26 protein-coding genes are annotated in these 25,302 nt (G+C 29.9%); 2 read left to right on the top strand and 24 right to left on the bottom strand.

What is annotated here, in order from left to right; genetic code table 11:
- Positions 1-2: 2 nt before the first annotated feature.
- The 16 genes from L1S47_RS18145 to L1S47_RS18070 all read right to left on the bottom strand — a co-directional run bounded on the left by L1S47_RS18145 (position 3) and on the right by L1S47_RS18070 (position 13,603).
- The gene (locus L1S47_RS18145; protein ID WP_238885787.1) at positions 3-482 is read right to left on the bottom strand and encodes a F0F1 ATP synthase subunit B; all 480 of its coding nucleotides are present in this window, start codon (positions 480-482) and stop codon (positions 3-5) included.
- A 54-nt stretch (positions 483-536) separates the two neighbouring features.
- Positions 537-773 carry an ATP synthase F0 subunit C gene (atpE, locus tag L1S47_RS18140; protein WP_202768023.1) on the bottom strand — a complete coding sequence of 79 codons (237 nt, stop codon included), beginning with the start codon at positions 771-773 and terminating at the stop codon, positions 537-539.
- A gap of 22 nt (positions 774-795) precedes the next feature.
- Entirely contained in the window at positions 796-1,479 is a 684-nt protein-coding gene (locus tag L1S47_RS18135) for a F0F1 ATP synthase subunit A (RefSeq protein WP_202768024.1), read from the bottom strand.
- Between the two features lie 4 nt (positions 1,480-1,483).
- Positions 1,484-1,843, bottom strand: coding sequence for a hypothetical protein (locus L1S47_RS18130; protein WP_238885784.1), 360 nt, complete (start codon positions 1,841-1,843; stop codon positions 1,484-1,486).
- Positions 1,844-2,600: 757 nt separating this feature from the next.
- The gene (locus tag L1S47_RS18125; RefSeq protein WP_238885782.1) at positions 2,601-3,782 is read right to left on the bottom strand and encodes an acetyl-CoA C-acetyltransferase; all 1,182 of its coding nucleotides are present in this window, start codon (positions 3,780-3,782) and stop codon (positions 2,601-2,603) included.
- 165 nt (positions 3,783-3,947) lie between these two features.
- Positions 3,948-4,334, bottom strand: coding sequence for a hypothetical protein (locus tag L1S47_RS18120; protein WP_238885779.1), 387 nt, complete (start codon positions 4,332-4,334; stop codon positions 3,948-3,950).
- Positions 4,335-4,531: 197 nt separating this feature from the next.
- Complete coding sequence (wecB, locus tag L1S47_RS18115) at positions 4,532-5,680, bottom strand: non-hydrolyzing UDP-N-acetylglucosamine 2-epimerase (protein ID WP_238885776.1); 1,149 nt, start codon at positions 5,678-5,680, stop codon at positions 4,532-4,534.
- A 16-nt stretch (positions 5,681-5,696) separates the two neighbouring features.
- Positions 5,697-6,188, bottom strand: a complete 492-nt coding sequence (locus L1S47_RS18110; protein ID WP_202768029.1) for a dCMP deaminase family protein — start codon at positions 6,186-6,188, stop codon at positions 5,697-5,699.
- Between the two features lie 365 nt (positions 6,189-6,553).
- Positions 6,554-7,183 carry a uracil phosphoribosyltransferase gene (gene upp / locus L1S47_RS18105; protein WP_202768030.1) on the bottom strand — a complete coding sequence of 210 codons (630 nt, stop codon included), beginning with the start codon at positions 7,181-7,183 and terminating at the stop codon, positions 6,554-6,556.
- A gap of 22 nt (positions 7,184-7,205) precedes the next feature.
- A complete protein-coding gene (gene rpiB / locus L1S47_RS18100; RefSeq protein WP_202768031.1) occupies positions 7,206-7,655 on the bottom strand; it encodes a ribose 5-phosphate isomerase B in 450 nt (149 codons plus the stop codon).
- 50 nt (positions 7,656-7,705) lie between these two features.
- Positions 7,706-8,164 carry a low molecular weight protein arginine phosphatase gene (locus L1S47_RS18095; protein ID WP_202768032.1) on the bottom strand — a complete coding sequence of 153 codons (459 nt, stop codon included), beginning with the start codon at positions 8,162-8,164 and terminating at the stop codon, positions 7,706-7,708.
- An 11-nt stretch (positions 8,165-8,175) separates the two neighbouring features.
- The gene (locus tag L1S47_RS18090) at positions 8,176-9,228 is read right to left on the bottom strand and encodes an L-threonylcarbamoyladenylate synthase (protein ID WP_238885763.1); all 1,053 of its coding nucleotides are present in this window, start codon (positions 9,226-9,228) and stop codon (positions 8,176-8,178) included.
- 18 nt (positions 9,229-9,246) lie between these two features.
- Positions 9,247-9,843 (bottom strand): hypothetical protein, encoded by a 597-nt coding sequence (locus L1S47_RS18085; RefSeq protein ID WP_238885761.1) that lies wholly within the window; start codon positions 9,841-9,843, stop codon positions 9,247-9,249.
- 185 nt (positions 9,844-10,028) lie between these two features.
- Positions 10,029-11,117, bottom strand: coding sequence for a peptide chain release factor 1 (prfA, locus tag L1S47_RS18080; protein ID WP_238885758.1), 1,089 nt, complete (start codon positions 11,115-11,117; stop codon positions 10,029-10,031).
- A gap of 137 nt (positions 11,118-11,254) precedes the next feature.
- Positions 11,255-12,997 carry a peptide chain release factor N(5)-glutamine methyltransferase gene (gene prmC / locus L1S47_RS18075; protein WP_238885755.1) on the bottom strand — a complete coding sequence of 581 codons (1,743 nt, stop codon included), beginning with the start codon at positions 12,995-12,997 and terminating at the stop codon, positions 11,255-11,257.
- Between the two features lie 12 nt (positions 12,998-13,009).
- Positions 13,010-13,603: a thymidine kinase gene (locus tag L1S47_RS18070; RefSeq protein WP_238885751.1), complete on the bottom strand. Its 594-nt coding sequence runs from the start codon at positions 13,601-13,603 to the stop codon at positions 13,010-13,012.
- Between the two features lie 171 nt (positions 13,604-13,774).
- On the opposite strand from L1S47_RS18070, the gene rpmE reads away from it, so the two are divergent.
- Positions 13,775-13,981, top strand: coding sequence for a 50S ribosomal protein L31 (gene rpmE, locus L1S47_RS18065; RefSeq protein ID WP_202768131.1), 207 nt, complete (start codon positions 13,775-13,777; stop codon positions 13,979-13,981).
- Positions 13,982-14,273: 292 nt separating this feature from the next.
- Positions 14,274-15,425 carry a glycosyltransferase gene (locus L1S47_RS18060; protein WP_238885749.1) on the top strand — a complete coding sequence of 384 codons (1,152 nt, stop codon included), beginning with the start codon at positions 14,274-14,276 and terminating at the stop codon, positions 15,423-15,425.
- Between the two features lie 52 nt (positions 15,426-15,477).
- On the opposite strand, the gene rho is transcribed toward L1S47_RS18060, so the two are convergent.
- From rho to L1S47_RS18020, 8 genes are all read right to left on the bottom strand, one after another.
- Positions 15,478-16,896 (bottom strand): transcription termination factor Rho, encoded by a 1,419-nt coding sequence (gene rho, locus L1S47_RS18055; protein WP_373689119.1) that lies wholly within the window; start codon positions 16,894-16,896, stop codon positions 15,478-15,480.
- A gap of 392 nt (positions 16,897-17,288) precedes the next feature.
- Positions 17,289-18,887, bottom strand: coding sequence for a CTP synthase (locus L1S47_RS18050; RefSeq protein WP_238885742.1), 1,599 nt, complete (start codon positions 18,885-18,887; stop codon positions 17,289-17,291).
- Positions 18,888-19,048: 161 nt separating this feature from the next.
- Positions 19,049-19,336, bottom strand: a complete 288-nt coding sequence (locus L1S47_RS18045) for a hypothetical protein (protein WP_238885736.1) — start codon at positions 19,334-19,336, stop codon at positions 19,049-19,051.
- 179 nt (positions 19,337-19,515) lie between these two features.
- A complete protein-coding gene (locus tag L1S47_RS18040) occupies positions 19,516-19,932 on the bottom strand; it encodes a DUF1934 domain-containing protein (protein ID WP_238885732.1) in 417 nt (138 codons plus the stop codon).
- 74 nt (positions 19,933-20,006) lie between these two features.
- Positions 20,007-20,639, bottom strand: coding sequence for a stage II sporulation protein R (spoIIR, locus tag L1S47_RS18035; protein ID WP_238885728.1), 633 nt, complete (start codon positions 20,637-20,639; stop codon positions 20,007-20,009).
- Between the two features lie 58 nt (positions 20,640-20,697).
- A complete protein-coding gene (gene ispE / locus L1S47_RS18030) occupies positions 20,698-21,540 on the bottom strand; it encodes a 4-(cytidine 5'-diphospho)-2-C-methyl-D-erythritol kinase (RefSeq protein WP_238885725.1) in 843 nt (280 codons plus the stop codon).
- 182 nt (positions 21,541-21,722) lie between these two features.
- Positions 21,723-24,344, bottom strand: a complete 2,622-nt coding sequence (cphA, locus tag L1S47_RS18025; RefSeq protein WP_238885722.1) for a cyanophycin synthetase — start codon at positions 24,342-24,344, stop codon at positions 21,723-21,725.
- Positions 24,328-25,158, bottom strand: a complete 831-nt coding sequence (locus L1S47_RS18020) for a cyanophycinase (protein ID WP_238885720.1) — start codon at positions 25,156-25,158, stop codon at positions 24,328-24,330. Before L1S47_RS18020 ends, cphA begins: the two co-directional genes overlap by 17 nt.
- Between the last annotated feature and the right edge of the window lie 144 nt (positions 25,159-25,302).

Below are 25,302 nucleotides of genomic sequence, written 5' to 3'. Positions count from 1 at the left end.
AATTAAATACCTACCTTAGCTATAAAATCATTGATAAGTTTTCTATGTTTCTCCTCATCTATGCTCTCTTCAAGAGCTTTCTCAGAAAGCATAACAGCTAAATCAACAACTTGTTTCTTTATTTCTGCTTCTGCTTTTTGCTTCTCTCTCTCCACTTCAAGTTTAGCTCTATCCATTATAATACCAGCTTCTTTATTTGCATCCTGTACTATTTCATTGTATATCTTATCAGCTTTCTGTTTATATGATTCAGTAATTCCTTTTCCTTCATCCTTAGCTGATTTTAATATTCTTTCATTTTCAACTTTAAATAATCTTGCTTTTTCAAGATCTTCATCAGCTTTACTCATCTTATCTTCTATTTCAGTTCTTCTTTCTTGAATTATGTTCTTAACCTTGTCAAAAAAGAAATGTCTTAAAACTAAAAGCAAAATGATAAAGTTAATTATTGTAAATATAATCGTTGAAACATTTATATCCATATGTTAGCCCATGCCTCCCTTCTGGAGTCAGTAATTAAATTTTTTTGTTACTTACTATTTTACTCCAACGAATATTAAGATTAAGGAAACTAGAAGACCGTATAATGCAGTTGTTTCTGCAAGAGCACAACCTATAAATAATGTTGTAGTAAGTCTACCACTTAACTCTGGTTGTCTTGAAATTCCTTCTATTGCTTTACCTGTAGCTATACCTATACCTACACCGGCACCTATACCAGCTATTGCAGCGATACCTGCACCTAATGCTCTCATTGCTAATGCTAAATCCATTTTAAAATCCTCCTTTTATTGATTAATGTTCTGCTGTAATTTTTGTATTTATCATTGTAAGCATCATAAATATGAACGCTTGGATTAACCCATCAAACAAGTCAAAATATGCATGCAAGAATACAGGAACACCCAGCTTGAATACACCTGCGAGTACACTTCCTAGTGCCATATAAACTAGATCTAGTAGTACTGTTCCTGCTAGAATGTTACCAAAAAGTCTCAGTGAAAGAGATACTGGTAACATCAATCTTTCTATGATATTTATGGGTAACATAACTGGAAAAGGCTCACAAAGTCCACCTAAATAGTGTTTTACTCCAACTTTTTTTAGTGCATTTGCATTAACAATTAAAAATGTCATCACTGCAAAAGCAATTGTAACACTATAGTTTGAAGTTGGTGGCGCTATTCCAACAAGACCTGTTAGATTCATTAATAATATGAATGCACCTAATGTACCGATAAATGGTACAAATCCTTGATATCCTTCGCCCATATTGTCTTTTACCATTCCGGATAAAGCTTCATATGCCATTTCCACCACTGTTTGCTTTTTACTTGGTTTTTTCTTTAAACTATTAGTAGACCAAATAGCTAAAGCAATAATTAATATCATTACAATCCATTCAATTACTACTTGAATAGTAATGTCTACTTTAAAATTTCCCAAATAAAAAGATACCAGTGGTTCTACTTTCTCCATCAACTTACTCACTTCCTTTCTTTATGAAAATCCAGTAAATTATCAAACATACATGATGAGTAACAAACCCACCTATATACGCTGAAAGCAAAATAAATTCATTTGCAAATGCCATACCAATTAGTAATATCAAGAATATCCTTAGGGCATATGCTATTCCATAAAACAGACTATTCTTTGTCAAAAACTTTGACATAAAATAGCCACTTATAATAAAATTAATCACACTAACCATTGCCCCTATGAAATAAACAGTAGCGACTTTGCTATTTATAAAAATAAATAAGCTTAATGTGATTACACTCATAACTATTATATCCAACTTGGAGTTTTTAACTATTAGTTCCTTAAGGGATTTTTCCATTATAATGACTCCTTAGTTTAATTCATGTGATTATTATATAACTCATAAAAAAATTAACAAAATCTTATATCCATTTAAAAATGTCGTTATTAATCGATATTCTCCCAATATGTAAGTTTAATATTCTCATCATGCCCGTAGCTTGCTGATTCTTTGTTTTCCTTATAAAATAACTATTATTTTGCAAGCTATTCAATTGTCTGAAAATTCATTTTTGAGCTTCAAAATCATTTATTAAAATGTCAACATTTTCAAAAGTCTTATTTATATTAATTTCGTAATATTTTGAGATTTATTTAACTATTTGACAAAATATTTTTTTTATTTTATTTTGCAATAGAATATCATCTTAATACAATTGAATAGCCAACATTAACATATTTCATATTTTTTTAAAAAATTGCATAATATTAATAAAAAATTCACCTTAAATTCACTATATTTCTATAATATTTATGTTATTTCGCACTTTTTCTTCATGATTTATTGTTCTTTCTTTTATAAATATTATTCCTTCAAATTATTATCTAAAAAGTTTCTTTATCTTAACATAAAAATTCATAGGTTTTGTATTTTTATGAATAAGATATTTATTTTATAAAAAATCGTCAAGGCAATTATGAGCCGTCGATTTTTTACAGGGAACTTATAAGTTATACATAACCTTGAGATATTACAAATTACTAAAGAGTAAAAAATACCAATCTTGAATAATATTCAAGATTGGTATTTTTATATCTGTATTCTCTATTTAAAACTATTCTCTTTCAACTATAAGAGCTGTACCCATTCCTCCACCAATACATAAAGTAGCTAAACCTTTTTTAGCATCTCTTTTTTGCATTTCGTGAAGTAATGTAACTAGGATTCTTGCACCTGAAGCTCCAACAGGATGTCCAAGAGCTATAGCTCCACCATTTACATTTACTTTTTCCATATCAAAATTCAAATCTTTAGCAACAGCTACACTTTGTGCTGCAAAAGCTTCATTTGATTCTATTAAATCTAAATCTGTCACTGTTAAACCAGTACCTTCAAGTGCTTTTTTAGTAGCATGGAATGGACCATATCCCATTATTGATGGATCTAATCCCTTAGTTCCGTAAGAAAGTATCTTAGCTAATGGTTTTATTCCTAACTCTTTAGCTTTATCAGCACTCATTACTATTATAGCAGCTGCTCCATCATTTATTCCAGATGCATTACCAGCAGTAACAACACCATCTTTAATAAATGCTGGTTTTAATTTTCCTAATGATTCTGCAGTGCTTCCAAATCTCGGGAATTCATCAGTATCAAATACCTTTGGTTCACCTTTTCTTTGAGGAATAACAACTGGAACTATTTCATCTTTAAATCTTCCAGCTTTTATAGCTGCTTCTGCTTTTTGTTGAGAAGCTGCAGAAAATGCATCTAATTCTTCTCTTGTTAAGTTCCATTCTTTTGCTATATTTTCAGCAGTAACTCCCATGTGATAGTTGTTAAATGCATCCCATAAAGCATCATTAATCATTGAGTCAACCATTTTTCCGTCGCCCATTCTTTGACCCCATCTTGAAGTCTTTAATAGGTAAGGTGCTTGTGACATACTTTCCATACCACCAGCTATTACTACATCAGCATCCCCTGCTTTAATCATTTGAGCAGCTAATGCTACTGATTTTAATCCTGAACCACATACTATGTTAATTGTTGTTGCTGGAACTTCAACAGGTAAACCAGCTTTAACAACTACTTGTCTAGCAACATTTTGTCCTAAACCAGCTTGGATAACATTTCCTAAAATAACTTCATCTACTTGTTCACCTTTTAATCCTGCTCTGTTTAAAGCTTCCTTTACTACTGTAGCTCCTAAATCAGCTGCTGAAACATCTTTTAGACTTCCACCAAAGGAACCTAATGCAGTTCTTACAGCACTTACGATAACAACTTCTTTCATTTTGTAACCTCCTAGGATATATTTTAAGTTAATTTAAAACACTTTCATCTTCTTTATTATATCTACTTTCATTAACATAATCAATGGTTTTTTGATAAAAAAATAACAATCTTTTCTATGGTATAGATTAACGCCAGGAAATTCACCTTTATACCTTATACTAACTCAATAATAAAAACTTTTTGCCTTTATCAGAATATAAATTGCGAAAAATCTAGTTAACAAACTACCTATAGACAATATATCCCCAATCAAAATTGAAATAGTACATCCCAAAGCATTAATAGAAAGTGTAGTTATAGCAAGCTTTATTCCAACTCTTTTTTTAGTCAATAACAATATTGAAGATACTATTTCAAGTACAGCCATTAATACCCCATACACAATAGAATAGATAGGAGTATTCTCTTCATTATACGTGTTACCTATTCCTAATAAGTGACGAAAATTAAAACATGTCATATGTGGAATTAATCCTTTTACAATACCCATAATCCCGCCAAAAAGCATGGTGTATACTAGAATGTGAAACAAAATCCTTTTTGCTTTCATACAATCTCCTTAATCTTCTCTTAATATAATAAGAATAATAAATTGATTTTTTAAACACTTATATACTTAATTCAATTGTACGATATACCTTTTTAAATTTTCAAGTATTTACCATGCAATATATATTTTTTCATCATCTTATTATCGATCCATTATAAAAAAATAAGAGTAGAAGCTCGGCTTCTACTCTTATTTTTTTATTTAAATTCTTCAATTTTCTTATCACTTAATCCGAAGTAATTCTCAATTGCATCAACTATTCTTATTGAAGCTTTTCCATCTCCATAAGGATTAACGGCTTTACTCATTTTTTCATACTCATCTTTATCATTAAGTAATTTATTCGCTTCAGTAATTATCTTTTCAACATCCGTACCTACCAATTTAACTGTTCCAGCTGCAACAGCTTCTGGTCTTTCTGTAACATCTCTTAATACCAAAACAGGTTTTCCTAAGTGAGGAGCTTCTTCCTGTAACCCACCAGAATCAGTCATTACCATAAATGATTTTTTCATTAAATTATGAGTTTCTTTAGTATCTTGTGGTGGTAATAAATGTACTCTTTCTTTATCATTTAGATGTTTGAATACTACATCTTTAACCACAGGATTTAAGTGAACTAAATACACCAATTCTGCATCTTTATTTTCTTCCACAATTCTCTTTAGAGCTATACAAATATTCTCTATTCCTTCTCCCCAATTTTCTCTTCTATGAGCCGTTATCATTATTACCTTTTTCTTTTCAAAGTCAATATGATTTAACTCTTCTGTTTCGAATTTGTAATCTTCTTTTACTGTGTGTTCCATTGCATCTATTACTGTATTACCAGTTACATATATGTCTTTTTCGTTTATACCTTCTCTTAATAGATTTTCTTTAGAACCAATAGTTGGTGCAAAGTGAAGATCAGCTAATGATCCAGTTAATTTTCTATTCATTTCTTCTGGGAATGGAAAATACTTATCGAAAGTTCTTAATCCTGCTTCCACGTGTCCTACCTTAATTTGCTTATAGAATGCTGCTAATGCACCACCAAAAGTCGTAGTTGTATCTCCATGAACTAATATCATATCAGGTTTTTCTTCTTCAAAAACAGCATCCAATCCTTCAAGCACTCTACTAGTAATCCCTGTCAATGTTTGCTTGTTTTTCATTATATTTAAATCATAATCTGTATCGATTTCAAAATAATCCAATACTTGATCAAGCATTTCTCTATGTTGAGCCGTCACGCATACTTTTGAATCAATTTCTTCTCTTCTTTCTAATTCTTTAACTAATGGAGCCATCTTTATAGCTTCTGGCCTTGTTCCAAAGATTGTCATTACCTTTATTTTTTTCATCCCTTACCTCCACTTATTAATACCCTTTACTTTGGTATTCTAAAGATTCATCATTATTTATCCATTCTTCAACATAAATAACTTTATACTCATTTTTGGAATTTCTAATTACAACTTTCTCTATACCAGCATTAATAATCAGCCTTTTACACATAGAACAAGAATTAGCATCTTCTACATAAGCCTTTGAAACTGCATCTCTTCCAACCAAATATAAAGTTGCACCTATCATATCTCTTCTAGCAGCACTAATTATTGCATTAGCCTCACTATGAACACTTCTACACAACTCATAGTGGGTTCCCCTAGGAACATTAAGTTGTTCTCTTATACAACTTCCTTTATCAATACAATTTATTCTTCCCCTAGGTGCACCTGTATATCCAGTCGAAATTATTTCATCATTTTTTACTATAATTGAACCATAGTTTCTTCTTAAACATGTTCCTCTTTCTAAAACAGTCTCAGCTATATCTAAATAATAGTTATATTTATCTCTTCGTTCCATATTAACACCTCAGGAGTTTTTATCTTTATTATAATTTAATTATCTAGGTATGTAAACCAATGCCATTTATAAAAAAATCGTCAAGGCGATTATGAGCCGTCGATTTTTTTCTCGCATCTGCCTTTCCAAACGTATGTGAGGAAAAATTTGCAGGCGACTAATTCTTTTTTTTACTCTTTAGGGGAGTCCATAGGGTTTTTATAGGAAACTTAATTTAGTTGAACTTAAAGCCCTATTGTAAATCCTTAGATTATAGTTCAAACTTATAATTTTAAACACAATCTTAAAATATTATAAATTCCTAAAGAGTAATAAGTGTTATAGGGTGACTTAAGAAGCACCCTATATTTTATATTCCTACTGATTTATTTTGTTCCAAATAATCTATCTCCAGCATCACCAAGACCTGGTACTATATATCCATTTTCATTTAATCTTTCATCAATTGAGCTTACATAGATATCTACATCTGGATGTGCTTCTTGAACATATTTTATTCCTTCTGGTGCTGATATTAAACAAACTAATTTTAAACTTCTTGCTCCTTTTTCTTTTAAAAGTGTAAGAGCATCTGCAGCAGAACCACCAGTAGCTAACATTGGATCAACTACCATAATATCTCTTTCTGCAATATCTTGTGGAAGTTTACAGAAGTATTCAACAGGTTTAAGAGTTTCTTCATCTCTATATAATCCTATATGTCCTACTTTTGCTGCTGGTATAAGTTTTAACATTCCATCAACCATACCCAAACCTGCTCTTAGTATTGGAACTACAGCTAGCTTTTTACCTGATAAAACTTGATGTTTAGTCTTACATATAGGCGTTTCAATTTCTACAAATTCAGTTTGAAGATCTCTAGTAACCTCATATGCCATAAGCATTGATACTTCCTCTACTAATTCTCTAAAATCTTTTGAACCTGTATCTTTGCTTCTTATTAATGCCAACTTATGCTGAATTAATGGATGGTTAATTTGTGTTACTTTACTCATTTTTATTTCCTCCTAAAACTTTCTATCTATTATATTTTTCTTCAATAGCTTTAATTTTATCTATTCTATTTTGATGTCTATCCCCTTGGAATTCAGCCTTTAAAAAAGTTTCAACAATTTCAATTGCGAGTCCTGGGCCAATAACTCTTTCACCCATTGCTAAAATATTAGCATTATTGTGTTCACGAGTAGCATGTGCACTAAAAGTATCATGACAAAGAGCTGCTCTTATTCCTGGAACCTTGTTTGCAGCTATACTTATTCCAATTCCTGTTCCACAAATAAGTATTCCAAATTCAAATTCCTTCTCTGCTACTGCTTCTGCAACCTTTAGAGCATAATCTGGATAATCACATGAATCAGTGCTTGTTGTTCCAAAATCTTTGTACTCAATAGATTTTTGCTCTAAGTACTTTATCACTTCACCTTTTAAGTTAAATCCACCATGATCTGATCCAATTGCTATTTTCATTTAACGCACCTCCGTTTTATTAAATGTCCCAAAAAAAAGAAGAAAAGTATTTAAAGAATACCTTCTCCTTTAATTTTTAAAATTAACTTACCTATTAATTTTTCTAATTGAGAGTAAGTTTTTTCATATAGAAATAATTCCCCTCCAAAAGGGTCAACAACATCACCTTTCTCTTCAACGTATTCACTAAGTGAAAAGATTTTATTGGAATAGAAAGGAAAGGCACTTGTTAATGCCAATTTTATTGACTCTGTCATTGTTAAAATTAAATCCTGTTCCTCTAAATGAGACTCTTTTAATTGAACAGCATTTCTATCTTTTAAATCAATTCCTATACTTTTTAATACTACTTCTCTTGAATTAGGTGAGGTTTTACTTCCTGGAAAAATACTTATCCCTGCTGAAGAGGCACTTATTGAGCTGTCATCTTTAGCAAAACTATTTAATATAGCTTCTGCCATAGGACTTCTACATGTATTTCCTGTACAAACAAAAAGAACTCTCTTCATACTTACCTCCATTACAATTCTAAAATATCATATGCAGCTGCTTTCTTTAATCTATTCATTATTGCAATTCCTACTCCTTTTTCTATAAAAGCTTCTGATAATATAATATCTACGTTTCTATCATCAAAGGACCTTAATGCCTCAAATAGATTTCTAGCGATTTCCTGCATATTATTTTCTGAACCAATTGAAATTATCTCTGCATTATTATTATAACACTTTACTCGCTCATGACAGGTCATAATTCCAACTTTCAATCCATTTTCTATATAATTTTGCACTAAATCATTAATTTTTTCAATAGTTTTTTCTCGATTTCCTTTTATAATTTTTACTTTTGCCTTAGGCGCATAGTGTTTATACTTCATTCCTGGTGCCTTTGGCCTTGAATTTAAATCACTTTTTTCCATTATAGAAGGATCTATATAAATTCTTTCATCATATTCTCTTAGCATCTCTAATGTAATTCCACCAGGTCTTAAAATGCATGGAGGATCAACTGTTATATCTATAATTGTAGATTCAACTCCCACATTACTTTTTGAACCCCCTATAATAAAATCAACTTTGCCACTTAAATCTTCAATACATCTTTCTATATCAGTAGGGCTAGGTTTTCCTGATATATTTGCTGAAGGTGCAGCAATAGGGGTTCCTGATAGTTCAATTAACTTTAGTGCTATATCATTGTCAGGCATTCTAATTCCAATTGTATCTAATGACGCAGATGTAATATCAGGAATAACAGGTTTCTTTTTCATAATTAAAGTTATTGGACCTGGCCAAAAAGCATCTATTAATTTCTTCCCTATTTCAGGAACACTTTCAACCAACCAATCAATCTTTTTATCAAAAACATGAACAATCAGTGGATTGTCTTGTGGCCTTCCTTTTGCCTTAAATATTTTTTCAACAGCCTTTGGATTTAAAGCATCCGCACCTAATCCATATACTGTTTCTGTAGGAAATGCTACAATCCCTCCATTTTTTATTGTTTTTGCCGCTTCTAATATAACTTCTATATCCTCTTGGACATCCTCCACCCTAGCTATTTTGGTATCCATGTAAATTCCTTCTTTCACTTATAATTTCACCAATTCTTTTTGTCCTCTTGAAATCTTAATATTCTCTATAGCATTACTTGTGTATATTGCTTTTACACAATTCTTAAATATTATATCTAATAGTAAGTATTTTTTAAGAGCACCTTTCTTCAAAACTAAAAAATAGTAAGTATTTTCTGGATCAAATTCTTTAATCTTTATATATTCTTGTGCTATTACTGGATATTTCTTTAAAAATGTTTTAGTTACTAATTTAAAACTTCTATTTTTAAAATTTACAGATGATATAACAATTATATCCATCTCTTCTCCAAGTTTCTCCGTATGTACTAATGCAACCTTATCACAAAAAATTAGACCCTCTTTGCTAAACAATCCTGCTTTATATTTTAATCTATTATTATAACAAGAAAATTCAAGTCTTTCCCAACTTATTCTATATATTAATGAAAAGAAAATCATCATCTCAATAATAACTAAATATGCAATATAAAATATTTCAGTCATTCCGAAAAGGAGAGTCACAATGGGAAGTAGTGCAGCAATTATTATCATCATAGCCTTAAAATTTCGATAAGCACTTTTTTGCTTTTTTATGGCTTTTGAAATGTGCATATAACCCCTCCTTGTTGTAATGTAAGCTATATATAGGGCTTTAAGTTCAACTAACAACTTATTTATGTAAAAATAAATTAAGTTTCCTATAAAAAGCACTATTTTTTCTGCATTTTTTATTTCAAATATATAAGTTATAAATAAAACTCAGCCAGGCTGAGTTTTATTTTCTTTTCAAAAGAATATTAACTTAATGTATCAGTATTCCCCATAGCTTTCATCTTTTCAGCTTGATCAGCTGTTATTAATGCTTGAATAACTTCTTCAATGTCACCATTCATAAAAGTTTCAAGTTTATATAATGTAAGACCTATTCTATGATCAGTTATTCTTCCTTGTGGATAGTTATAAGTTCTAATTCTTTCTGATCTATCTCCAGTACCAACTTGACTTTTTCTATCTTCTGCAATTCCAGCTGCTCTCTCTGCTTCAGCTTGTTCAAACAATCTTGATCTTAGTATTTTCATAGCCTTTTCTTTATTCTTAAGTTGCGATTTTTCATCTTGACAAGAAACCACAAGACCTGATGGCATATGTGTTATTCTTACAGCTGAGTCTGTAGTATTTACACATTGACCACCATTTCCTGATGCTCTAAATACATCTATTCTTATATCTTTTTCGTTTATTTCAATTTCAACATCATCTACTTCTGGTAAAACCGCAACTGTTGCAGTAGATGTATGAATTCTACCTGAAGATTCAGTATCTGGAACTCTTTGAACTCTGTGTGCTCCACTTTCATACTTTAACTTAGAGTAAGCTCCATTTCCTTTAATCATAAATACAACTTCTTTGAAACCTCCAATATCTGTTTCATTGGCACTCATAAGCTCAACTTTCCATCTTTGAGTTTCTGAGTATCTTGTATACATTCTAAATAAATTATAAGCAAATAACGCTGCTTCATCTCCACCAGCACCTGCTCTTATTTCAACAAATACATTTTTATCATCATTAGGGTCCTTAGGCAAAAGTAAGATTTGAAGTTCTCCTCCTAAAATCTCTTCCCTTGATCCTAGCTCTTTAATTTCTTCTTGGATCATTTCTTTCATTTCTTTATCTTCTTCTATAGAAAGCATTTCTTTATTAGTTTCAACTTCTTCCTTAACTTCCTTATACTCTCTATACTTATTTACTACTATCTCTAAATCAGCATGTTCTTTACAAAGCTTTCTCCATTCATTTTGATTTGCCATAATGGATGGATCACTAATCTTAATTGATAATTCATCATACTTATTTTCTATAAAATCTAATCTATCTAATAACATTTTAACAACCTACCTTTAATTTTAACTATTTCTTCTGTTCATGAATAAATGATATATATTTTCTCACGATTTATTATTATATCATATTACACTTATCTCAATCAATATTTACATGTGTGATTTTGTATACTAAATAGCTATAATCCACCCACAACTACTCTATCCAATCCTGCTAAATCTTTTTTTATCTTTACATTTTTAAAACCAGCTGCTTCCATAATTTCCTTTACTTTATCTCCTTGATCGTATCCTATTTCAAATGCCAATATACCACCTTCATCTAAAACCTTCGTACTTTCCTCTACTATTCTTCTATAGAATAACAATCCATCATCTCCACCGCTTAAGGCAATATGTGGTTCATAGTTTTTTACATCTTCCATTAATGTTTCTATAATATCTTCTCTAATATATGGTGGATTGGATACTATTATATTATACTTTTCTTTAAGTTCTAAAGATTTCTCTAATAAATTAGATTTTATAAATTCAACTCTATCTTGTAGCTTTAATCTTCTTATATTTTCCTTTGTCACTACTTCCGGAATTTGTTCTATATCTATACAGTCCACATGAATATTCTTTCTAAAACTTGCAAGAGAAAGTCCAATAGCCCCACTTCCAGTGCATAGATCACACACTTTCATCTCCGAGTCTTCAGCTATCTTATCTAAAACTTCTTCCACTAATATTTCTGTATCACCTCTAGGAATTAGGACACCCTCTTTTACATAAAAATCAATTCCCATAAATTCAACATTTTCAGTGATATAACTTATTGGTTTTTTTAGCTCTCTCTCATTAACATATTTAAAAAAATCTTCTTCTTCTTCAAAAGATACAAGTTCTTCTTTATTAGTAATCACATAAAGTTTATCTTTATTCAATGCTTTTGCTAATAAGATTTGCGCATCAAGTACAGCAGTATCAATCTCTACTTTCTTAAATCTCTCAATAGCTTCTTTTAATAATGTCCCAATACTTTTTCTTATTCCCTCTGCTTCTCTAAGTGATCTTATAGCTACTTCAATTTGATCATCATCAGGTTCCTTAGTTGTAAGTTTCTGCAATTGCAACCCTGGACTTGCTACGATTCTTGATAAATTTCCTTCATTTTTTCCTAGCCATTTTATCAATTCGTATGTAATTCCAGTAATAACAGGTAATAGTACCAATCTTATTATCAGTCTTTCTCCAACTGAACCAAAAGAAGTAAATGAAAATACTGCAATACTAATAAACATAATTAAAAAAATAAAATTTGTACCGCATCTTGGATGAAATCTAGAAAATTTTCTTACATTATCTACTGTTAAATCTTCTCCACATTCGTAACAGAATATTGTCTTATGCTCAGCTCCATGATATTGATATAACCTTTTTATATCCTCAAGCTGACCTACCCCTATCATATATGCCAAAAGAACAACTATTCTAATTATTGCCTCAATTACATTTAATATAACGGATGACTGAGCAATTCCTCTAAATAACGATGCAATAAATGTAGGTAATAGTACAAATAAAACCATGGCGAAAATAAATGAAATAAACAAACTAATATAAATTAATATATCATTACTTTTATCTCCGAATTTTTTTTCAAACCACGCCTCGAATTTTGATGGTTCTGTATCCTCAAAAAAACTAGCAGAAAAATTAAGCGATTTAATTCCTAAAACCAGCGAATCTAAGAAAACAAAGAATCCTCTAATAAATGGAATGTTTAAAATTGAATATTTTTTAGTAATTGGAACTTGATTTAAAAAATCTACTTCTATTTTTCCTTCGGATGTTCTTACTGCAGTTGCAATCCCTTTTGTTCCCCTCATCATTACGCCTTCTATTACTGCTTGGCCACCTACATCTGTTTTTTTCATATCATCATTCCTTTAAGTATTATTTTCTTTTTTATATTTAAAATAACATTCTCCGCATAAAGACTGATATTGAACATTATCAACTTCATCTATAGCAATTTGTTCGCCTTTAAATACAAATTTACCATTCACTTTTCTTCCATTAAATATAGCTTTTTTCCCACATGTACATATTGTCTTCATCTCTTCAATTGAATGAGCTATAAGTAGAAGTCTTTCACTTCCTTCAAATCCATTCATTAAAAAGTCTGTCCTTAAACCATAGCATATAACTGGAATATTCATTCCTACTGCTACATCAAACAATTCATCAATATGATTTTTATTTAAAAACTGTACTTCATCTACTAATATACAATCTATTTTAGTATTATTCTCTCTAAGTTCTGAGATCAATACTAAAATATTATCTTCATCACTAATAAGTAAATCTACTTTTCTTTCTACCCCTAATCGTGAAATCAACTTTTCTCCTGCCTTCTTATCTTTTGAAGGCTTAATTATAAGTACTTCCATTCCTCTTTCCTCATAATTAAATGCAACCTGCATAAGATTTGTTGATTTACCTGAATTCATTGCACCATATCTAAAATAAAGCTTACTCATTGTTACTCTTCCCCTCATTTCTTCTGTTCAATTCGATTATAACATACCTTATGTCATTATAAAAATATAATTTTATTGACAAAAATACCTCAAAGTGATATATTCTAATAGTTACATTTGGTTACGTGTTACAATTAGTAAAATTGTATATATATGAAAGAGGTGAATTCGATGAGAGAAGGCATACATCCAGAATACAGCCATGAAGCAGTTGTTAAGTGTGCATGTGGAAATACTTTTACAACAGGTTCTGTTAAATCAGAATTAAAAGTAGAAATATGTTCAAAATGCCACCCATTCTTCACTGGAAAACAAAAGATTGTTGACGTTGGTGGAAGAGTTGATAAGTTCAATAAGAGATTCAATATTAACAAGTAATTTATATTATGGGAAAGACATTTGTCTTTCCCATTTTTCTTTTAACATATTAGGAAATATAGATTTTAATAAATACTAAATCTCAATATAATGCAAAAATCATATTACATGACATTGTCCAACTCTTAGTTGAAACTACTAAGAGCTTAACTGTGCCATGTAAATTCTTTGATGAATTATAACTATATACTTAATTTTCTATTAATTAATTTAGATATTTATTTACAATATATGAAAAAATGTTAAACTATAATATAGAAATCTTACTAAAAAGGCAAAGCGAGTGAATTAAATGAAAAAGGTTTTAATTTTAACAGCATCCACAGGGCAAGGTCATAACCAAGCAGCTAATTCTCTTAAAACGGTTTTTGAAAAGAAAGGCTGGAAAGTTGATAAATATGACTTTTTGAAGAAAAACTCTAATTTCCTAAACGCAGCAATAGTTGGAGGTTATGAATTTGCAGCTTCTAAAATCCCTTGGATATACGGCTGGTTTTATCACCTGACAGATAAGAAAATAACAAACAAACTTTTAAACATAGTTTTCTTTAATACTCAAAGAAAGTTTTTACGTTATATCGAAAATGAAAATCCCGATATAATAATAGGTACACACCCTATGTCTGTTAACTTGGTGACAACACTTAAAAGCCAAAATAAGATAAACATTCCTTTCATATCAATTGTCACTGATTTCAAGGTTCATTATGCATATATTAATAAATTTACAGATGCATATATTACTGCAAGTGATTATACAAAGGATTACTTAATTACAAGAGGAATTCCTGGAGAAATTATTTTTCCATATGGAATACCTATAAACCCTATATTTTTTGAAAATGATAAAGAAGTTAGTGCAACAAAAGATGATGATTATTTCAACATACTTCTTATGGGTGGAAGTATGGGACTTGAAAATATTTCTCATGTCCTAAAAAAATTAATCACAAACAAACATTTGCTACGCATAACTGTTGTATGTGGAAACAACGAAAATTTAAAAATGAGGTTACTTTCTGAATACTCGGCACCAATTCCAAATAAAAAACTTCACATTTTAGGTTTTACTAAAGATATATCTGCAATAATGGATTATTCAGATATAATAATCTCTAAACCAGGTGGGCTAACCGTTAGTGAATCAATAGCTAAAAAACTTCCAATAATAATCCCATTTGCCATTCCTGGTCAAGAATATGAAAATGTAGAATTTCTTACACAGGTAGGTTGTGCTAAGTATGTTGATCATATGGATGATATAAACTACATTGTAGATTCACTAATCTCAAACCCTTCTGAAATTGATACTATGAAGGATAACTTAGATAAACTTAGGAATAATTATTCAATAAATAAAATTTATGATTTATCAGAAAAACTTTCGACTGAAAATGCAATTATATCCAATTTCTCAATGGAGAATAAAAATGAACATATATAAAAAAAGGTATACCAGATTCAACTTTCTGGTATACCTTTTAATTTTTTTCCGTCTATTTATCAATTTCTGCTTTTGGGAATGCGTCAATAAATTCTTTATTATTTTTTGTTTTAGATAGTAAGTTTATTAGTTTTTCTGCTATGTTTTCGATATTACCATCTCTATACATTACTCTTCTTATTGCAAAGGCAACTTCTTTTTCTTCATTACTTAATAGTAAATCTTCTTTTCTTGTTCCTGATTTATATATATCAATTGCAGGGAATATTCTTCTTTCTTGAAGTCTTCTATCTAAATGAACTTCCATATTTCCTGTTCCCTTAAACTCTTCAAATATCATATCATCCATTCTACTTCCAGTTTCTATTAACGCAGTAGCTAGAATGGTAAGACTTCCACCTTCTTCAATCTTTCTTGCAGCTCCAAAAAATTTCTTAGGCATTATTAAAGCACCTGGATCTAGTCCACCCGAAAGTGTTCTTCCAGTAGGTGTAACAGTTAAATTATACGCTCTAGCTAATCTAGTTATACTATCAAGAAGAATAACCACATCTTTTCCTTGCTCAACCATTCTCTTAGCTCTTTCAAGTACCATTTGTGATACTTTCGCATGATTTTGTGGTTCTTCATCAAATGTAGAATATATAACTTCTCCATTGATACTTCTTTGCATATCTGTAACCTCTTCAGGTCTTTCATCAATTAAAAGCACAATAAGAGTAACTTCAGGATAATTTGCTGATATATTCTGAGCAACCTTTTTTAATAATGTTGTTTTTCCTGCTTTTGGAGGAGCAACAATTATACCTCTTTGTCCTTTTCCAATAGGTGAAATTAAATCCATTAGTCTAGAGCTTAAATCTCTAGAATTATTGGTTTCTAATCTTAATCTTTCTTGTGGATATATTGGTGTAAGTGTTTCAAATGATTTTCTCCCAACTGCTTTCTCAGGGTGATCACCATTAACTTTTTCAACATATATTAATGCTTTAAATTTTTCGCCTTCCTTAGCTTCTCTAACTTTTCCTTCAACTTCATCACCAGTTCTCAAATTAAATCTTCTTATTTGGGATGGTGATACATATACATCATCTTCACCTGTAAGATAGTTTTTACATCTCAAAAATCCGAAGTTATTATTCTCTAATATTTCAAGTACTCCTCTTGAAGATGTTGCTTCATTTATATTATCCTTTGTTCTTACAGTTCTTCTTTCTGATACATATGATTCTTTATTTAAAGATAAATTTTCAGTAGTTTCTTTAGATACATCGTTGTTTTTATCCTGTTCAACTATTCTTTCTGATGCATTCACCTTAGGAGTTATTTTTTCTCTTAAAAAAACTCCATCTTTTTCTATTGTATTTGGGGAACTTGCAATAATTTCTTCAATAATTTCCCCCTTCTTTTTCTTTGATAAGTTCTTTATCCCTAAATCTTTTGCTACTTCTTTCAACTCATTCAAAGTCATTTGTAAATATTTTTCTTTCGACAAAATCGGGCACCTCCGGATATTTTAAACTGCAATATAACTTAGTAACCTTAATTCATTCTATAAATTCAAACTTAGTATACAATGGAATACCTTAATTATACGCTTTAATATTTATATAATTTTTTAATACATTTCAATTTGGGAATTTTAAAGGTAAGATTAAACGAAATATTATAAAATGAAAATAGGATATGTTATAATTCATTCTCATTCTATTATTATAACACTTTTTTAAAAAAGTAAACATGATTTTTACTAATTATGGTACTATATCTTGTTTCGTCATCCCAGATCCCTTAAGAAACTTTTACACTGTTATAAATTAAATAGAACCTAGTATATCGTTGATATTCTAGGTTCTAAGTTTACTATTTATTAAGTGATGCTTTTATAAAATCTCTAAATAATGGATGTGGTCTATTAGGTCTTGATTTCAATTCTGGATGGAATTGAACTGCTACAAACCATGGATGATCTTTAACTTCAACCACTTCTACAAGTCTACCATCTGGACTTGTGCCTGTTATATTCATTCCCGCATCTATTATTGCTTTTCTATATTCATTATTAAATTCATATCTATGTCTATGTCTTTCATAAATTAATGAAGATTCATAAGCAGCTTTTGTAAATGTACCCTCTTCTACTTTACATGGATACAATCCTAATCTCATTGTTCCACCCATGTCTTCTACATCTTTTTGTTCTGGCATTAAATCAATTACTGGATATTCAGTTTCAGGATTAATTTCTGATGAATTAGCATCAGTGTAGCCTAACACATTTCTTGCAAATTCTATTACTGCACATTGCATTCCTAAACAAATTCCTAAGAAAGGTTTTTTGTTTTCTCTAGCCCATCTAATTGCTTCAATTTTTCCTTCAATTCCTCTATCACCAAATCCACCAGGAACTAAAACTCCATCTACACCAGCTAAAGCTTTATCAACATTATCCTTATTAATATCAACAGCATTTATCCACTCTATTTCAATATTGGCATCATTAAAATATCCACCATGATTAAGTGCTTCAACAACTGAAATATATGCATCATGTAATTCAACATATTTTCCTACTAATCCGATTTTAACAGTCTTTGATAAATTCTTTATCTTATCGACCATTGAAACCCATTCATTGTTATTAATTTCTCCAGTTGGTAAATGTAGTTTTTCACATACTACTGTATCCAAACCTTCTTTATGTAATAAAAGTGGAACTTCATATAGATTCTCTGCATCTAAATTTTGAATTACGCTTTTTCCTTCAACATTACAGAATAAACCTATTTTATTTTTAATTTCAGTAGAAAGTTCTTTTTCTGATCTGCATACTATAACATCTGGTTGAATTCCTATGCTTCTTAAATCTTTAACAGAGTGTTGAGTAGGTTTTGTTTTAAGTTCTCCAGCTTTTCCTAAGTACGGAACAAGTGTTACATGTATAAAGCATACATTTTCAAATCCTACTTCATATTTAATTTGTCTAATAGACTCTAAAAATGGAAGAGATTCTATATCACCTATTGTTCCGCCAATTTCAGTAATAACTACATCAACTTCTCTTTCCTTTGCAACTCTATAAACTCTATTCTTAATTTCATTTGTGATATGAGGTATTACTTGTACTGTTCCTCCAAGATATTCCCCTTTTCTTTCTTTTGATATAACTGACCAGTATACCTTACCTGTAGTTACATTTGAATTTTTAGTAAGATTCTCATCTATGAATCTTTCATAGTGCCCTAAATCCAAATCCGTTTCTGCTCCATCATCAGTTACAAAAACCTCTCCATGTTGATATGGGCTCATAGTGCCTGGATCTACATTTAAATATGGGTCAAACTTTTGAATTACTACGTTTAATCCTCTATTCTTTAACAATCTACCTAATGAAGCTGCTGTTATTCCTTTTCCTAAAGAAGAAACTACTCCACCGGTTACAAATACATACTTAGTAGCCATAAAAAAATCCTCCTAAAAAAATTAAAAAAATATATTGACATACAATTAACTCGATGATAAAATAGAAATTACCCTTCAATATTATGATGGGGTAACTATTTAATAACATAGATTATATATTATCATAAACTGAGTTTCTAATCCAGTCTTTTTTATATGTTTTAAATAATTTTTTTTATCTTTTCGTCTATTCTAAAATACCTTTCCCTAAAACTACTATTTATAAGTATCTTTTCTTCAGCTTTTTTTAATGTTGAATTTATATTCTTATTATGTTCTCCTAAAATCTCTTTAACTCTTTTATCATGTAAAAAATGATAATCTTTCATAATCAATATAAGCATATAAAGATTTTCTTTCTTTCTTAAAAAATCAACCATATCTTCTAAACTCATTCCATTAACACCCAAAACAAATTCCAATAAATCATCTAAAACATCCTGTTTCATCAATCTACTCTCCTCAATAATTTTCATATTTAAGTATTAACGCTTCAAGTAATTTTTAATCAAAAATGGTGAAGTAAATTAATAATAATTTTCTTCACCATTTAATTATCGTTTTTTACAAGAAACTTAACTTATTCTTACATAAATAAGTTACTAGTTAAACTTAAAACCCTATATAATTATGCTTTTATTTTTATCTTTAATTGAGTTCCTTGAGGTGGTTGTCCAGCAATGCTTATATTGTAGTCTATCTGAACTTCTCCCCCATTCTCATCCATATCAATTTTCAAATCTTTAGTATCAATCTTTAATTCCAGCATTCCGTATGGAGTATTGTATAGGGTAACTGAATTATTATCCTTTTTAAAATCCATTTTTGTTGAAGTTGTACCTTCTCTATATAATGTAATTTCATCTTTATATATCTCTAATTTTGTAGTAGTTCCTTCCATACCTGATATTTCAGTTTCTTCATATATAGCTTCATAACTACTTGCATCTTTTATATGAAATTCTCCAGGTGTTACTACTTCAATAACATCATCATCTTCATAATTTTGGTTTGATATAACAGAAATTACAGCCTTTTTCTTCATAACTATTAACCTCTTCATCTTAAAATTTAAATTCACTGTATAGTTTATAGGTTTTGAATAATTTAATCAAGATTTTATTTTTTAATCCACTTTTGAATCAATTCAAATATTTTGAATTTAATTTTCACATCATTATTAACTTCATCATATTCATTATCACTTAGCACTCTCTTCATTTGCTTTTCTGTTTCTTTCTCAGATACTTGTCCCCTTGTTTCATCTACAAAACACAAGGGAGGAAACATTACGCACCACCAATTTTTCCCTTCACCTGATCCTATTATAACTCTATATGCCTCATACTCACCCTGAGGCAATGTTATATTACCATAGCTTTTATCCGGGAAATTCTCTCTTCCCATTGTTGACTTAACACTATAATTATAACCATTATTTTTAATGATACTCGATGCAAGTTTTAGTATATCATCATTACAAGATTTAAGTATCTTTCTTGATTCATCAATACTTGGAGAATCCTTAAGTTTTGGGAAAATATAACTTATTATTGCATCCTTCACTTTTATTTTTAATTGCTGATCATTATCAGAATCACTGTTTGCAATAACATGAAATCTAATCAACTTAGTACTTATCTCTTGCACCAGGTTGTCCCTAGATTTGTCAGAAGCACTTTGGCTATTAAAATATACAAATGTATTTATGACAAGCAAGATAATTACTAGTAGTGAAATTACTTTTTTCATTTTATCAACCCCCTATAGGAGTATTGTTGACAAAATAAAAAAATCTTATACACATCTTTTAAATTGTTCTTGTAATAAATACATCATTATATTGTTTTTTCATTCTATCATAACAGCTTTGTGCTTTAAGCATATCGTCAAAGAATCCAAAAACGGTAGGACCACTGCCACTCATCATAGCCCCTAGCGCATCCATCTTAATCATTTCCTCTTTAATATCAATAATTTTTCTATGTTTTCTTAATGTCACATTTTCCAAATGATTTTTCATATTTTTTGCTACAAAATCTAAATTATCACTTTCCATAGCATCCATTATTTCTTCAATTTTAACTTTTTTGTAGATTTTACTTATATCTAAATCACCATAAACCTCTTTAGTAGAAACACCAAAAGATGGTTTTACTAGAACTAATATTTTGTCTTTAAATTCCTTTAACGGTGTTACTTTCTCACCAATACCTTCACATAAAGCTGTCTTTCCTTTAATGCAATAAGGTACATCTGCGCCAAGTTTTAATCCCAACTCCATAAGTTCTTCATCCGAAGCCCCTATATTAAATATTGAATTCAATCCCATGAGCACAGCAGCTCCATCAGTGCTTCCTCCAGCTAATCCTGCTGCTACAGGAATATTCTTTCTAATATCTATATGTACTCCTTTATCTATGTTATAAGTATCCAAAAAGAGCCTTGCAGCTTTATAAGCTAAATTTCTTTCATCCCTAGGAACATATGGCTTATTACAAGTAATTTCTATTCCATTTATTTTTTCCTGTATTTCAATCAAATCATAAAGATCTATTCTCTGCATTATCATTCTTAGCAGATGATATCCATCATTTCTTTTTCCTACTACCTCTAAAGCAATATTAATCTTGCCATAAGCTTTAATCTTCATATAATCTTCCTCTCAAATAAATAATACTATTATATTATCATTTATTTAAAGGTATTTATGCAAGAATTAATTTATGTAAAATTCAAGTCGGGAAAAAATTCATAAGCTTAAAATAAACTTCTTTTTAATTCTTCACCCGACTTATACAATTAATTAAATTAATTTAAATTAATTAATCCTTCCTATATACTATTTAATTCTCTTTCCACCAATTCTCTTTCTTTAACATTATTAATATAATCTACTAGTGGTTTGAATTTTTCATAAAATACAATTACAATGTCACCGGAAAGAGCCATATCCAACGCTTCTTTCAACGCCTCTACTTCATCCAAAACAATTTTACTCTTTTTATTATCTTTTACTTTTTTAATTACACCTTTACTTATTCTATTGCAGATGTCTCCTTTTTCTCTTCCTCTTCTGTCTTTATCTTCTTTTATGAATACATAGTCTAAATTTTCTCCTGCAATCTCGCCTATCCTCTCTGCAACATCATCACTTCTATCACCTGGAATCCCTATAACTCCAATTAGCTTATTATATTCCATTGTTTTTAGGGATTCTAAAACAACTCTATACCCCTCAAGATTATGACCATAATCTAATATAACTCTAACTCCATTAATGTCATATTCGTTAAATCTTCCCTTATTTAGTTTTTCATTATTCTTAAATTCTTTTAACCCCTTAGCTATAATACAATAATCTACACCTTGAGATATTAACGCTGCTGTTGCTGCCATTGCATTAGCAATATTATACTTCAATATACCATTCATAGAAATTCCTATATCACTTACACTACAAATATTGTAATGTCTTCCATTATTAAATGCCATTAATCTATCTTCATCAATATAAACAGCCATATTATCTTTAAGAAAAGCATTTTTAATATATGGATTTTCTTTATCATATGAAAAGAATACAATTTTAGACTTAATTCTTGGTAATACTTTTAAAGACCATGGATCATCAGCATTAATAACAGCATACCCATTCTCTTTTACTTCTTCTGCAACAATAGATTTAACAAATGCCAATTCTTCCAAAGTATTTATTCCATCTAAACCTAAATGATCTTCCGTTATATTGGTAATTACCCCCACATCTGCTAAGTCATAAGCCAATCCTTTTTTTACAATACCACCTCTTGCTGTTTCTAGAACTGCAATATCAACATCCTTATTCATTAAGACTGTTTTCGCACTTTGAACTCCAGTATCATCACCAGAATGTATACACTTTTCACCTAGAAATATGCCATCAGTTGATGTCATTCCCACATTATATCCAATCAATGAATATATATAAGAAATCATTCTAGTAGTTGTAGTTTTTCCATTCGTTCCAGTAACTGAAATCAGCGGAATATTTCTCGGATTATTATTATATAGCATATTAACTATTTCTTTTCCAACATTCCTTGCATTACCTTCATAAGGATAACAATGCATTCTTATTCCAGGTGCAGTATTAACCTCCATAACAACCCCCTGAGACTCAAGAGGTTCCATAATATCACTAGTACATAAATCAATTCCACATATATCTAAACCTATGGTTTTAGCTACCCTAACACATAGTTCCTTATTTTCTTGAGATATGGTATCTGTACAATCTATAGCCACTCCACCAGTAGAAATATTGGCATTTTCCCTCAAATATATCTTTCTATCCTTTTCAAGAACTGATTCCAAACTTAAATCTTCCCTTGAAATACATGCCATTACTTCTTCATCAATTTTAACTTTTGTTAAAGGTTTTTCGTGATCATCACCTCTATTATTATCTGCATTAAGCTTCTTAATTAAATTAAGTATTGTATCTTCACCATTTCCTATAATATATGGTGGTATCCTTAGTGCAACTGCAATCACTTTATCCTTAACAACTAAAACTCTATAATCTTTTCCTTTTATAAATTCTTCTAAGATAACATCCTTATAGCTTTTCTTTATTTTGTTGAATGCTTCTATCAGCTGTTTTTCACTTTTAATATTTAAAATTACACCTTTCCCTTTGTTACCATATTGAGGCTTTAAAACTAGTGGGTAACCTAATTCCTTACTGTATTTTATGAGCTCGATGATATTATTAACTTTATATCCATCAGCCACAGGAATACACTGATATTTTAGTAATTTCTTTGTTAATAACTTATCACAGGATATATCTGCTGCTACACAAGATGTATTATTCCCTATGGTAGCTTCAATAACTCTTGCAGCCTTTCCATATCCAATCTGATAAATACCACTGTTACTATATTTAATTACAGGTAACCCCATTTCTTTTGCAGCATCAATAATGGCTCTAGTACTAGGACCATCAATTTCATATTTCAACATATCTTTAATTATTAGAATCCTCTCATCAAAATTTATACTCTTTTGACTTATCAATGAATTTATTAAATCTACCACTAAATCAACTATTCTTAATGCTGTTAGTTCATACTCATATTGAACTATTATATAATAGTGGTCATCTTTAACTTCCCTAGCCTTGCCATATGCAACTTCAATATCCAACATATTTTGAATCGCAATTATACAATGCTCACATATATGTGCCAGATATGTCCCTTCATTTAAGCGCTTTACAAATCCATGTTCTTCATCAATTCCACATCTATGTTTATATAGTTCTGGTAATATTCTAGTTAAATTAAAATTAAAGTTAGGTATATCTTTACTTGGAGTCTCACAATATCCTTCTAAGTCTAAATCTACCCTTAAGCATTTTTTATGGGAATAGATATTTTTACCTTCAAAGACTCGTTTACTTATTATTTTCATTTTTAGTATTTTCCTCCTCAAAAGGTGTTCTCTTTTGCAAATGAAATAAGTTACCATTTGTTAATACATGCATTTTAACATTGTACATACTCAATATTTCCTCTTGATGTTTTTCTGATACATTCGAAAAAGTTATTTGTTCTCCATCTAAAAAATATACCGCACCATTTCCAATTACTCTTATTACATTATTCTCCACAACTATTGCTGTATCTTCATCAATTCCTACCCCTAACATCTCTGGATTTTGTGCAATTCCAGCTAAAAGTCTTCCAATTCTTCCTCGTTGTGCAAAATGCTGATCAATGATTACATTTTTAATAAATCCAAATCCAGGAGCCATCTTCAAAGTACATTTTCTTGGAGATTCTTCATCATCTCCCTTTACTATCATTGTACTACTCATTACAGATGCTCCAGCAGATGTCCCTACTAATATGCATCCATTCATAAATACATTTCTTAGTTCTTGAAAAATAGGGGTACCTCCTACTAAACTAGTAATACGAAGTTGATCTCCTCCTGTAAAAAAAATTACTGATGACTTTTTAATAGTCTCTATACTTACAGGATTAAATGAATCTTTTCTTTCGCTTACGTCTAAAACATTCATTTTTTTAATACCTAGCCCTGAAAACACCTTCTTATACTTATCCCAAGCTGAACTAGGATATTCAGTTGCAATTGTTGCAATTGTTAATTCTCCATTATTTTTCATAGATTCTTCTGCAACATATTTAAGTATTTCTTTTTCTCCTTCTTTATCTTCAGCTCCTCCAATAATAATAAGTTTCCCTTTGCAACAGTTCTCCAAAATATCACCTCAAATCATGCATTTTTATTGTAACCATGATTTTACATAATTATTCATAAATTCGTCACAATTGATACTGAATAAATGCTAGTAAATACATATACTGCCAATGCAATATGTATGATTTCCCTCTCTTTAAATGGC

It is taken from the genome of Clostridium sp. YIM B02551 (assembly GCF_022324735.1).
Taxonomy (GTDB): Bacteria; Bacillota; Clostridia; order Clostridiales; family Clostridiaceae; genus Clostridium_T; species Clostridium_T paridis.
Note: the sequence above shows the minus strand (reverse complement) of the source record. Positions and strands in the feature narration are given on the sequence as shown.